Consider the following 12,487-nt stretch of genomic DNA (forward strand, 5'->3'; position numbering starts at 1 on the left):
CGTCGGGTCGACCGGATCGGCCGATCGACGTGAACGGCCGGCCCCGCCGGACCCTTCGGCCCCGTCGGATTCACCTGATCGGCTGCTCCGGTGCCTCGGTGACGCGGCGCGGCAGCCCCAGCGGGTTCGCCTCGCGCAGCTCCGCCGGAAGCAGTGGGTCCGGCACGGACTGGTAGGCGACCGGGCGCAGCCACCGCTCGATCGCGGTGGCCCCGACCGAGGTGGAGTGCGAGGTCGCGGCCGGGTAGGGGCCGCCGTGGTGTTGCGCCGGTGCCACCGCGACCCCGGTCGGCCAGCCGTTGACCACGACCCGTCCGGCCAGCGCCGTGACGCGGGAGACCAGCTCCGCCGCCGGGCCGGGGGCGCCCTGCGCCTCGGCGGCGGACAGCTGGAGGGTGGCGCTGAGGTTGCCGGGGAGCAGGTCGAGCACCGCCCCGGCCTCCTCCTGGTCGGCGTACCGGACGACGACGGTCACCGGGCCGAAGCACTCCTCCAGCAGCACCTCGTACGCCGGGCCGGCCAGCAGGCTCGCGGCGGACACGGCCAGGTAGCCCGCGCCGACCGCGTGCTCCCCGGCGGGACCCGGAGTGACGGGCGCGGTGACACCGGGCAGCGCGGCCCGCTCGGCGACGCCCGCGACGAAGTTGTCCCGCATCCGGTGGTCGAGCAGGACACCCGGGCCGGTCTCGCCGAGCGCCTTGGCCAGGGCCGAGGCGAGCCGGTCCCCGGCCGTGCCCTCCGGGACGAGGACCAGGCCCGGCTTGACGCAGAACTGGCCGACGCCGAGGGTGACCGCGCCCGCGAGCCCGGTGCCGATCTCCTCGGCGCGCTCGGCGGCGGCGTCCGGGGTGACGACGACCGGGTTGAGGGAGCCGAGTTCGCCGTGGAAGGGGATGGGGACGGGGCGTGCGGCGGCCGCGTCGAACAGCGCGCGCCCACCGCGCAGCGAGCCCGTGAACCCGGCGGCGGTGACGAGCGGGTGGCGGATCAGCTCCAGGCCCGCGTCGAAGCCGTGGAGGACGGTCACCACTTCGCCCGGCAGGCCGGTGGCCACCGCCGCCCGGCGCAGTAGCGAGGCGCACAGCTCGGAGGTGGCCGGATGGTCGGGGTGCGCCTTGACGACCACCGGGCAGCCGGCGGCCAGCGCGCTGGCGGTGTCCCCGCCGGGGACCGAGAACGCGAGCGGGAAGTTGGAGGCGGCGTAGACGGCGACCACGCCGAGCGGCACCTTGTAGCGGCGCAGCTCGGGCCGCGGCGGGGCGAGGGCGGGGTCCGCCCGGTCGATCCGGATGTCGAGGTAGCCGCCGTCGGCGACGGCGGCGGCGAAGGCGCGCAGCTGGCCGGTGGTGCGGGCGAGTTCGCCGCCGAGTCGGGCCGGTCCGAGCGCGGTCTCGGCGTCGGCGGCCTCGACCACCTGCTCCGCGGCCGCGTCGAGCAGGTCCGCCGCGGCGCGCAGGAACGCGATGCGCGCGGTGCGGTCCGCGAGCGCCGTGCGGGCGGCGTGCGCCGCGCGGACGGCTTCGTCCACCTCCGGGGAGCCGGCCTCCACGGCGACCTGGGCCCGCTGCTTCCCGGTGCGGGGGTCCACACTCCAGACTGGTGTCCCTGCCATGCCGCACTGCCTCCTGGATCTACGCCGACCCGCACGGCGGCGTTCAGTATTCTGAACGCCGTTCCGATGGGTGAATGATCTCCATCCGTTCCGGACTCTATTTCCGCGTCTTTCGCGTGACAAGAGAACAAGAGGGGCAGGAAGGCGAATGGCCAGAGGTGAGCGCATCGAGTTCGACGGGGCGGCGGCGGTGGCGGTGGACGGGGGCGGCGGTCCGGGTGGCCCGGGTGGCTCCGGGGAGCCCGGCGGGGCGGCGGGCGCGGCCCCGGCGGCCGTGAAGTCCGCCGTCCGCACGGTGGTGTTGCTGGAGCACTTCGCGGCCCGGCCGGGCCTGCACAGCCTCGCCGACATCCAGCACGACCTGGACCTGCCCAAGTCCAGCCTCTACATGCTGCTGCGCACGCTCGTGAACCTGGGCTGGGTGGAGACGGACGCCACGGGCACGCGGTACGGCATCGGCGTGCGTGCCCTGCTCGTCGGCAGCTCCTACATCGACGGGGACGAGGTGGTCGCGGCGGCCCGGCCCACTCTGGACCGGCTCTCCGAGGACACCACCGAAACGATTCACCTGGCCCGGATGGACGGGCGGAGCGTCGTCTACCTGGCCACCCGCCAGTCCCAGCACTACCTGCGGCCGTTCACCCGGGTCGGGCGACGGCTGCCCGTGCACTCGACCGCGCTGGGCAAGGCGCTGCTCGCCACGCACACCGACGACGAGGTGCGCGCGCTGCTGCCGCGGCGGCTGGACGCCGTCACCGAACACACCGTCACCGACCGGGAGCAGCTCATCGAGGAGCTGGCGGCGGTGCGGGAGCAGGGGTACGCGGTGGACCGGGAGGAGAACACGCTCGGGCTGCGCTGCTTCGGGGTGGCCGTGCCCTATCGGACGCCGGCGCGGGACGCGGTGAGCTGCTCGGTGCCGGTGGCCCGGCTGACGGCGGACCACGAGGAGGCGATCAAGGCCGCGCTGTTCGCGGCCCGGGACCGGCTGTCGGTGGTGGCCCGGCGCATGTGAGGGGGCACCGGGATGAGGGCGCCTCCCCCGCGCGGGGGAGGCGGTTCACCTTCACGGGGGAGGTGGCGGGGCGCCGGGCACGCGACTGTTGAGCCATGACGACGACACGAGCGATGCGACGCATGACCGACCCGCCCGGCGACCACCCGACGAATCCCGCCGCGCCACCGGGCGCCGCGCCACCGAGAGACCCGCCGACCGGCCCGTCGGCCGACCTGTCGGCCGGCGCGGAGCCGAGAACGCGGACGGGCGCGGTGCGTCCGACGATCACGGTGCCCGCGGGTACGGGGGTCCTGCGGGCGGCGGCCGTCATCGCCACCGTGCCGTACCTGGTCCTGAAGGGTGCCTGGCTGGCGGGGAGCCGCATCGGCATACCGGACGGCAGCGTGCTGCTGGAGCCCGGGCCGCTGCCCGCCGTGGCCAACGCCGTCACGATGGCGATGGACGCCTGCGTGATCGTGCTCGCCCTGCTGCTCACCCGGCCCTGGGGCAGACGGGTGCCCGGCCCGCTGCTGATCGTGCCCGTCTACACGGCCACCGGGCTGCTCACCCCGATCCTGACCGGCTTCCCCGGCCAACTCGTGGTCAGGGCGCTGGGCCTGGGGGCGGGGGACGCGGTGAAGGCCGCGCGGGGGCCGTTCCTCGACGACTGGGTGTACCCCGTCGTCTACGGCGGCTTCATCGTCCAGGGACTCGCCCTGGCCGGGCTGTTCGCGCCCTATGCGCGCGAGCGGTGGGGCCGGTGCTGGCAGGGCCCGCCGGGAACGCGGCTCCCGTCGCCCACGGGGGTGGTGGCGGGGGTCGCGGCCACGGTCGGTGCCGCTGTGGGCGCGATACACCTGTACTGGGCGTTCGGTGGGGCGGCTTGGCTGAGCGCGCGGCAGGTCGCGCAGTACTCGGCGGAGAGCGGCGTGATCTCGGCGGTCCACGGGCTGTGCGCACTGGCGGCGGGTGCCGGGGCGCTACTGCTGGGCCGGGGCGGGGGAGTTCGGGTGCGGCGGCCGCTGGCCCTCGCCTGGATCGGGTCGTCGGCGTCGCTGGGCTGGGGGCTGTGGCTGCTCACGGCGGTGCTGGGGCTGGAGTTCGGCGACTCCGAACGACTCTCGCCGATGATCTACCTCGCCTACGCTGGCCAGGTGATCGTCGGAGGCCTCTGCGCGGTCGTCCTGGCCCGGTTCACCCGTTCACGGCTCGCGGCCTGAGCCGGCCGCACGGGAACGGACCGGCCCGGCACCGGGCGGCGCAGAGGGACGGACCGGAGCGCGCCCGGACCGGAGCGGGCCCGGACCGTTGGGGGATCCGGCCCGGGCGGAAGCGGAGCGACGGGCGGAGCGATGAAGGGGGGTCGGGTGAGGGACACGGGGGCGCCGGCGGCCCGGATGCCGGGCGGTTCGGGGCGGCTGCTGGGGTCGCGGGCCCGGCTGCGCTGGGTGCACCTGATACTCGGCGGGGCCCTGCTGATGCCGTACTTCCTGCTGGCGCAGGTGGTGGTCGGCGTCATCGCCGGGACGAACGCGCTCGCCTCCACCCCGCTGACCTTCATCGCCTACGGGGTGTCTGTGCCGCTGGCCGCGGTGACGGGCCTCCTGGGGCTGGTCCGGCAGATGTCGGTGGTCGCGGTGCGGGCGCTGTGCGGGGTGCCGGGGGAGCAGCTGGCCGAGGGGCCCGCCCGGTCCTGGGCGGCCCGGGGGAGGACGGCCGCCTGGTGGTCCCTGCACCTGGGGATCGGCGCACTGGTCAGCGGGATGAGCCTCGCGGTGCCGCCCATGGCGGTGGTGCTGCTCCTGCTGCCCTTCGTGAGCGCGCTGCGGGACATGCCGGTCGGCTCGGGTCTGCTCAGCACCGCTGCCGACCCCTACGTCGCCCCCTTCCTCGGGATCGGCCTGCTGGTGGGGCTCCTGCTGTGCGCCGCCGGGGCCGGGGCGCTGCTGGCCCGGCTCGCCCCCGTCCTGCTGGGGCCGACGCCGGCGGACCGGCTGGCCGCGGCCGAGGAGCGGGCCGCCGACCTGGCCGTGCGCAACCGGCTCGCCCGCGAGCTGCACGACGCGGTCGGGCACGCCCTGAGCGCCGTCACCCTCCAGGCGGTCGCGGCCCGGCGGGTCCTCGACAGCGACCCCGCGTTCGTACGGGAGGCGCTGGCGGCGATCGAGGACACCACGCGGCGCACGGTGGGCGAGCTGGACACCGTTCTGGGCCTGCTGCGGGACGGGGACCGGGCCCGGCCGGACGCCGCGCCCGCACCGACGCTCGCCGCCGACCTGGACGGGCTGCTGGCCCGTACCCGGGCCGCGGGCACCACCGTCACCTCCCGCCAGGACCCCGGACCGGCGGGGGACTGGGCACAGCTGCCGGCGATCGCCTCCCGCGAGGCGTACCGGATCGTGCAGGAGGGCCTGAGCAACGCACTGCGGCACGGCGCCGGCCCCGTCGAGCTGCGCATCGCCGTAACGGACGCGCGGGACGCGCCGGGCGGCAAGGACAGCACCCACCGCGAACTGGAGATCACCATGACCAATCCACCGGGGCTCGGGGAGGCCCTCCCGGACCGCACCACCGGGGGCCGCGGGCTGCGCGGCGCCGCGGAGCGGGCGGCCCTGCTGGGCGGCACCGTCGAAGCGGGCCCGCACGAGGGGCTGTGGCGGCTGCGGGCCGTCCTCCCGCTCGGCGGGGGTCCCGGCGGAGGCTCCCGATGAGCCGGCCGCCGCTGCGCATCGTGCTCGCCGACGACGAGCGGATGGTACGCACCGCCCTGCGGGTCATCCTCGAAGCGGAATCGGACCTGGAGGTCGTGGGGGAGGCGGCCTCCGGTGCCGAGGCCGTCTCCGCGGTCCGCGAGCTGGTCCCCGACCTGGTGCTGATGGACGTCCGGATGCCCGGGATCGACGGCATCCGGGCCACGGAGCAGATCCTCGCGACCCTGCCCGAACCGCCGCGGATCATCGTCGTGACCACCTTCGAGAACGACGCGTACGTGTACGACGCGCTGCGCGCGGGCGCCTCCGGGTTCCTGCTGAAGCGGGCCGATCCGGACGAGCTGCTCGGCGCCGTCCGGCTGGTGGCCCGCGGCGACTCGCTGCTGTTCCCGGCAGCGGTCCGCTCCCTGGCCGCCTCCCACGCGGCCACCGCGGCGGGCGCCCCCGCCCCCTGGGTGGCCCGGCTCACCGACCGGGAGGCGGACGTGCTGCGCCTGATGGCCGGCGGGCTGTCCAACCACGAGATGAGCGCACGCCTCGGGGTCGGCCCGCAGACCGTCAAGACGCACGTCGCCGCCGTCCTGGCCAAGACCGGCTCCCGCGACCGCACCCAGGCCGTCATCGCCGCCTACGAGGGGGGCTTCGTCGTGCGGGGGGCGACAACATGAAGAAAAACTGAGAACCCGGCCACAATCGGGACAGGGCGGAACGCCCGGCCGCACTCGCACGTCCTTCCGGAAGATGAACAAGACGATCAGGCGTGCGTCGGTCTTCTGCCTGCTCCTCGTGCTGGCCCTGCTTCTCCGGGTCACCTGGGTGCAGGCCTACCAAGGCCAGGCCCTCGCAGACAACGAGAACAACCGGCGGAACCTCATCGGGCAGTACGAGAACCCGCTGGGCAACATCATCGTGGGCGGGGAGGCGATCACCGGCTCGGTCAAGACGGGCGGCAAGGACTTCGGGTACAAGCGGACCTACGTCGACGGCCCGCTGTACGCGCCGCTCACCGGGTACAGCTCGCAGGCCTACGGCACGAGCATGATCGAGGGCGTCTACAAGAAGGTCCTCAACGGCTCGGACGACCGCCTGAAGACCGTGATGGACATGCTCACCAACCGGCGGGCCTCGCCGGGCAACGTCCTGACCACCGTCGACAAGGGCGTCCAGAAGGCCGCGTACGACGCGCTGGACGGAAAGCAGGGCTCCGCCGTCGCGATCGACCCCGCGACCGGCGAGATCCTCGCCCTCGTGAACAACCCCTCCTTCGACCCGGGCCGCATCTCCGGTGCCAACGACGCCGAGGCCTGGAAGGAGCTGTCCGCCGACAACGGCAAGGCCATGGAGAACGTGGCGCTGCGCAAGCCGCAGGCGCCCGGCTCCACCTTCAAGCTGGTCACCCTGGCGGCGGCCATCGAGAACGGGCTGGTCACGAACCTGGACGCGCCGACCGGCACCCCCGACCCGTACACCATCCCGGGGACGAGGACCCAGCTGCCCAGCGAGGCCGGCTCCGCCGCCTGCAACAACGTCTCCGCGCGCACCGCCCTGCGGCTGTCCTGCAACAACGTCTTCGCCGAGCTGGCGTCCAAGCTGGGCCAGGACAAGATGCGCGCGACGGCCGAGAAGCTCGGCTTCAACACCAACGTCGAGACCCCGGTCACGACCCGGGTGCCGAGCAAGTACCCGTCGAAGAAGATGTCCGTCGACCAGGTCGCGCTCACCGGCATCGGCCAGTTCGACGTGCAGGCCACCCCGCTGCAGATGGCCATGGTGACGGCCGCGATCCAGAACGACGGCAAGCTCGTCGCCCCGCACTCGGTGTCCGAGGTCACCGACTCGGGCGGCACCGTGCTGGAGAGCTTCAAGAACCCGAAGGTCCAGCAGGTCATGAGCCCGAAGACGGCCGGGATGCTGCGGGACGCCATGAAGACCGTCGTCGCCGAGGGCGGTGGCAAGCCCGCGCAGGTGTCGGGCGCCGAGGTCGGCGGCAAGACGGGCACGGCCCAGCGCGGCGTGAAGAACAGCCTGCCGCCGCTGGCCTGGTTCACCTCGTACGGGAAGGCGAACGGCAAGCAGATCGCCGTCGCCGTGATGATCGAGAACTCGGACACCGACCGCTCCGAGATCGGCGGCGGCCGGCTGGCCGCCCCCATCGCGCAGAAGATGATGGAGGCCTGGCTGAAGAAGTAGCCGGCCTCCGCGCACCGCCCCGCGCGCCGGGAACCGACACGGTTCCCGGCGCGTTTCTGCTCCATGATCAGAGCTGCGCACCCCGCCGACGTCGATGCCATAGCCGCCCTCCACGCCAGGGCCCGGGCCACCTACTACCGGGGCCGCGTCCCGCAGGAGGCCTACGCGGACGAGGCCGAACTCGTGCGCTCCCGCGAGGGCTGGACCCGTGCCGTGGCCCGCACCGCGGCCGAGGGGAGGGTGCTGTGCGCGGAGGAGGACGGCCGGCTGACCGGGGTCGCCGCGTTCCGCACCGCCGCGGACGGGACCACCCTGACCCAGCTCCACGTCGACCCCGCGCACTGGCGGCGCGGCACGGGCGCCGCCCTGCACGCCGCATGCCTCGACGCCTGGCGCGCCGCCGGCGCCGACCGGGTGCGGCTGGAGGTGTACGAGCACAACCTCCGCGCCCAGGCCTTCTACGCCCGCCACGGCTGGCGTCCGGATCCCGACCTCCCCCGCTCCGGCTCGCACCTGACGCTCTGGCTGGAGGTCGCACCCCGGTCCGGGATCGGACCCCGGTCCGGGGAATGAGACGCTCCGGGTGGTGGTTGAACGTGAAACCGCCTCGGCCCCGGCCGGGGCGTCCACCCGAACCGAGAGAACCGAGAGAAGAAGGAACATGCGCGTCGAGATCTGGAGCGACATCGCCTGCCCGTGGTGCTACATCGGCAAGGCCCGGTTCGCCAAGGGGCTGGCCGCCTTCGCGCACCGCGACGAGGTGGAGGTCGTCTTCCGGTCCTTCGAGCTCGACCCGAACAGCGCCAGGGGCGTCACCGCGCCCGTCGTGGACATGCTCGCCAAGAAGTACGGCCGCACCCTCGACGAGGCGCGCGGCATGGAGGAGCACGTCGCGGAGACCGCCCGTGCGGAGGGGCTGGAGTACCGCACCGAGGGCCGCGACCACGGCAACACGTTCGACATCCACCGGCTGCTGCACCTGGCCGCCGCCCACGGCCGCCAGGAGGAGCTGCTCGACCTGGCGTTCCGCGCGAACTTCGCCGAGGAGCGGTCCGTCTTCGACCCCGAGGTGCTGGTCGCGCTCGGCGTGGCGGCCGGTCTGGCGGAGGCCGAGGTCCGTGCCGTCCTCGCGGACGACTCCGCGTACGCCGCGCAGGTGCGGGCCGACGAGCGGGAGGCCGCGGAACTCGGGGCCAACGCGGTGCCGTTCTTCGTCCTGGACCGCCGTTACGGGATCTCCGGCGGGCAGCCGGCCGAGGTGTTCACCCGCGCCCTGGAGCAGGCCTGGGCCGGCCGCGAGCCGGTCGAGCCGGCCCCGACGGCCGACGCCTGTGACCCGGACGGCGCCTGCGCCGTTCCCCAGGCGTAACGACCCCGCAGCCCCGCCCCCGTCCTGGCCGGACGCGGGCGGGGCTGCGGGCACAGGGGTGGGGGAGCGCTCAGCTCGTGGCCGCCGCCCAGGCCCCGTCCGCCGCGGCCAGCGCTTCGGCCGGGTCCGTCGACAGGGCCGCGGCGAGGGCCGCGAGGGCGGCGTGCACCGCTTCCCGGGACGCGGCCGGGCCGTAGTGGTTGACCCGGACCATCTCCCCGGCGAGCGCACCGCCCCCGGCCGCGACGGGGGCTGACGGGTCGGCGGCCAGCGCCTTGGCCGTCACCTCCGAGGCGTCCGCCACGCGCAGCGTCGTGGCCACCGGCGCGGCCTCGGCGGCGCGCCCCACGAACGGGGCGAGGCCGAGCGCCGCCGCACCCGCACGGGTGGCCGCCGCTGCCGCCGCATGACGGCCCGCCACGGCGGTCAGTCCCTCGGCCGTGATCCGGTCCAGGCAGGCCTCCAGCGCGAGCATCTCCAGCTGCGCCGGCGCGTGCAGCAGCGCCGTACGGCCGCCGTCGATCCAGCGCTCCTTCCAGTCCAGCAGGGACAGGTAGGAACGGCGCGGTGCGGCCGGGTTCCCCGCGAAGCGCTCCCAGGCCCGCTCCGACACCGACACCGCCGAGACGCCGGCCGGGCCGCCCATCGCCTTCTGCGCGCCGATCACGCACAGGTCGACGCCCCACGCGTCCACGAGCAGCGGCTCCGCGGCCACCGACGCGACCGCGTCCAGCATGAACAGCGCCCCGTGGGCCCGTACCGCCTCGCCGATCTCCGCGACCGGGTTGGTGTTGCCGGTCGCCGCCTCCGCGTGCACCAGCGACACGAAGTCGATCTGCGGGTGCTGCTCCAGCGCGGCCGCGACCTGCCCGGCGGTCACCGCCGTGTCGAAGGGCACCGCCAGGTCCACCACCGTCGCCCCGCAGTCGCGCAGCCAGTTGCCGAAGGTGTTGCCGTACGGGCCGGTGACCACGTTCAGCGCGGTCGAGCCGGGCCGGGCCCCGGAGCGGATGCACCCCTCCAGCGGCAGCAGCGCCTCGCCCTGGGTGATCACCACGTCCTGACGGGTGCGCAGCAGGTCCGCGACCTTCCGCTCGATCGACGCGAAGTGCTCGGCGGTGAGCGGTGGAAGGTCCAGCAGGGGGTGGGTCACGGCGGTGCTCATTTCGTCCGGGGTTGCCGGACGAGCCTATCGACCGCGCACGTACAGTGCGGGACATGACCGATGACGTGCTGCATGTGAAGGGGCGGGTGCTCGTCGGCCCGGACGACGTGCGCGACGAGCTCTGGGTGGTCGGCGGCCGGATCTCCTACGAGCGCCCGGCCGGCGCACGCGGGACGACCACGGTGTCCGGCTGGGTCCTGCCGGGCCTGGTCGACGCGCACTGCCACGTGGGGCTGGACGCCCACGGTCCGGTCGACGCGGAGACCGCCGAGCGGCAGGCCCTGACCGACCGCGACGCCGGCACCCTGCTCATCCGCGACGCCGGTTCCCCCTCGGACACCCGCTGGATCGACGACCGCGAAGACCTGCCGAAGATCATCCGGGCGGGCCGGCACATCGCCCGCACCCGCCGCTACATCCGCAACTACGCGCACGAGATCGAGCCCGCCGACCTCGTCGCGTACGTGGGCCGCGAGGCGCGGCGCGGCGACGGCTGGGTGAAGCTCGTCGGCGACTGGATCGACCGCGACGCCGGCGACCTGACGGCCTGCTGGCCGCGCGCCGAGGTCGAGGCGGCCATCGCCGAGGCGCACCGGCTGGGTGCCCGGGTCACCGCGCACTGCTTCGCGGAGGACTCGCTGCGCGACCTGGTCGAGGCGGGCATCGACTGCGTCGAGCACGCCACCGGGCTCACCGAGGACACCATCCCGCTGTTCGCGGAGCGCGGGGTGGCGATCGTCCCGACCCTGGTGAACATCGCCACGTTCCCGAAGCTGGCGGCGGGCGGCGAGGCCAAGTTCCCGCGCTGGTCGGCGCACATGCGGCGGCTGCACGAGCGCCGGTACGACACCGTGCGCGCGGCCTGGGACGCGGGCATCGCGGTGTACGTCGGCACGGACGCGGGCGGCTCCCTGCCGCACGGCCTGGTCGCGGACGAGGTCTCGGAGCTGGTGCGGGCAGGGATCCCGCCGCTGGACGCCCTGTCCGCGACGACCTGGGCGGCGCGCGCGTGGCTCGGCAGGCCGGGGCTCACCGAGGGCGCGTCCGCCGACCTCGTGGTGTACGGCACCGACCCGCGGGCCGACGTACGGGCGCTGGCGCAGCCGCTGCGGGTGGTCGTGAACGGCACCGTCCGCGCCTGAGCACGACAGCACGGCTGGCGGGGTCGGTTGACGAACCGGTTGACGGCGCCCGTTGACGCCGCGTGACCTGGGCGTCCCGGCGGTCGTTGGAAATGGCCGACCGGGGCTCCGAGGCGGACACGACGCGCACGTGCCTGTGGCGGAAATGAACTCCCGTTCCTTGTGGTGCCCAATTAATCGAATACGTGCATGGAAACCACCCGTTGGAATGAACTCACCTCAGGTGGCTGTCCCTTCACTCTCCGTGCGTAAAAGATTCCGGGGGTAGTAGGCCGTCCCGTGCGCGATGTCCCCCATTGGCGCGCGACGGCTCCCATCTCCCTGGGGGTTTCCCACCGTGAACCGCAACACCTTCCGCACGCCCGCGGCCGCCCTGCTCGCCGCAGGGGCGCTCGCCCTGCTCACCGCCCCGCCCGCCGCCGCCACGGGCGGCCGCCCCGGCACGGGCGGCGGGGGCGAGGGCAGGGCCGGCGCCGTCGTGCTGCGCGCCGGACTGGACGTGGGCCTGCTCAACAAGGCCGTCCACGTCCCGCTGAAGACCACGCTGAACGAGGTCAGCGCCCCGGCCACCGCCGAGAAGACCGCCCTCACCGTCGCCGTGGACGGCGCCGAAGGAGGAAAGCCGGTCAGTGTGCTCCGCGCCGACGTGGCCACCTCCAAGGCCACCGCGGACGAGCAGCGTGCCGTGGCCGAGGCCAACCTGGCCCACGCCCGGGTGCACGTGCCCGGACTGCCCGCGCTCTCCCTGATCGAGGTCGAGGAGGTCACCTCCAAGGCCGTGTGCGAGGCCGGGAAGAAGCCGCAGGCCGAGGCCAACGTGCTGGGCGCGGCCACCGTGCTCGGCAAGAAGGTCACCCTCTCCGCGGGCGGCCCGTCCAAGGTGGAGGTCCCGGGGGTCGGCCTGGTCAGCCTGGACCTCTCGGCGAAGGAGACCACCTCCACCACCGCCGCCGCGGCCGCGCTCCGCCTCAAGGTGTCCGTGAACCCCCTGAACCTGAACGTGGCGCAGGTCGAGGGCGAGATCGTCCTCGCCGAGGCGCGCTGCGAGTCCCCGGCCGGGCCGCCCCCGTCCGGGGGCCCCGGCACCGGGCCCGCCACCGACACGGGCGGCCGGCCCGACATCAAGCCGCAGACCGGCGCATCCGGCACCGGGTCCGGCATCACCACGGACGCCAACCTGGCCGAGACCGGCGGCGGTTCGCTCACCCCGTTCGTCGCCGGAGGCGCACTGGTGCTGCTCGGCATCGGAGCGGTCGCGCTCGTCGTGACCCGGCGCGGCCGCACCTCGTGACCGGGCGCGG

Annotated in this window: 11 protein-coding genes; 9 read left to right on the forward strand and 2 right to left on the reverse strand. The window is 74.7% G+C overall.

Annotation, left to right across the window (positions count from 1 at the left end; all coding sequences use genetic code 11):
* Positions 1–70: 70 nt before the first annotated feature.
* Complete coding sequence (locus ACSHWO_RS25730; protein ID WP_438315330.1) at positions 71–1,612, reverse strand: aldehyde dehydrogenase (NADP(+)); 1,542 nt, start codon at positions 1,610–1,612, stop codon at positions 71–73.
* Between the two features lie 148 nt (positions 1,613–1,760).
* Here ACSHWO_RS25730 and ACSHWO_RS25735 point away from each other — a divergent pair, with 148 nt between their 5' ends.
* From ACSHWO_RS25735 to ACSHWO_RS25765, 7 genes are all read left to right on the forward strand, one after another.
* On the forward strand, positions 1,761–2,627 hold the full coding sequence (locus ACSHWO_RS25735) for an IclR family transcriptional regulator (RefSeq protein WP_385806807.1): 867 nt from the start codon (positions 1,761–1,763) through the stop codon (positions 2,625–2,627).
* A gap of 95 nt (positions 2,628–2,722) precedes the next feature.
* Positions 2,723–3,829 (forward strand): hypothetical protein, encoded by a 1,107-nt coding sequence (locus tag ACSHWO_RS25740; protein WP_438315334.1) that lies wholly within the window; start codon positions 2,723–2,725, stop codon positions 3,827–3,829.
* A gap of 177 nt (positions 3,830–4,006) precedes the next feature.
* Positions 4,007–5,320, forward strand: coding sequence for a sensor histidine kinase (locus tag ACSHWO_RS25745; RefSeq protein WP_438319271.1), 1,314 nt, complete (start codon positions 4,007–4,009; stop codon positions 5,318–5,320).
* A complete protein-coding gene (locus ACSHWO_RS25750; protein WP_438315337.1) occupies positions 5,317–5,988 on the forward strand; it encodes a response regulator transcription factor in 672 nt (223 codons plus the stop codon). Before ACSHWO_RS25745 ends, ACSHWO_RS25750 begins: the two co-directional genes overlap by 4 nt.
* A 73-nt stretch (positions 5,989–6,061) precedes the next feature.
* Complete coding sequence (locus tag ACSHWO_RS25755; RefSeq protein ID WP_361087715.1) at positions 6,062–7,510, forward strand: peptidoglycan D,D-transpeptidase FtsI family protein; 1,449 nt, start codon at positions 6,062–6,064, stop codon at positions 7,508–7,510.
* Positions 7,511–7,573: 63 nt separating this feature from the next.
* The gene (locus ACSHWO_RS25760) at positions 7,574–8,083 is read left to right on the forward strand and encodes an N-acetyltransferase family protein (RefSeq protein ID WP_438315341.1); all 510 of its coding nucleotides are present in this window, start codon (positions 7,574–7,576) and stop codon (positions 8,081–8,083) included.
* A gap of 88 nt (positions 8,084–8,171) precedes the next feature.
* Complete coding sequence (locus tag ACSHWO_RS25765) at positions 8,172–8,879, forward strand: DsbA family oxidoreductase (protein ID WP_385806833.1); 708 nt, start codon at positions 8,172–8,174, stop codon at positions 8,877–8,879.
* Positions 8,880–8,949: 70 nt separating this feature from the next.
* Here ACSHWO_RS25765 and ACSHWO_RS25770 read toward each other — a convergent pair whose 3' ends face one another.
* Positions 8,950–10,032, reverse strand: a complete 1,083-nt coding sequence (locus tag ACSHWO_RS25770; RefSeq protein WP_438319272.1) for a pyridoxal-phosphate-dependent aminotransferase family protein — start codon at positions 10,030–10,032, stop codon at positions 8,950–8,952.
* Between the two features lie 65 nt (positions 10,033–10,097).
* On the opposite strand from ACSHWO_RS25770, the gene ACSHWO_RS25775 reads away from it, so the two are divergent.
* Both ACSHWO_RS25775 and ACSHWO_RS25780 read left to right on the forward strand, forming a co-directional pair.
* Positions 10,098–11,186 (forward strand): amidohydrolase family protein, encoded by a 1,089-nt coding sequence (locus ACSHWO_RS25775; RefSeq protein ID WP_385806842.1) that lies wholly within the window; start codon positions 10,098–10,100, stop codon positions 11,184–11,186.
* A gap of 337 nt (positions 11,187–11,523) precedes the next feature.
* A complete protein-coding gene (locus ACSHWO_RS25780) occupies positions 11,524–12,477 on the forward strand; it encodes an SCO1860 family LAETG-anchored protein (protein ID WP_438315346.1) in 954 nt (317 codons plus the stop codon).
* Positions 12,478–12,487 lie beyond the last annotated feature (10 nt).

It is taken from the genome of Streptomyces pallidus (ex Mingjun et al. 2026), assembly GCF_051550185.1.
GTDB lineage: Bacteria > Actinomycetota > Actinomycetes > Streptomycetales > Streptomycetaceae > Streptomyces.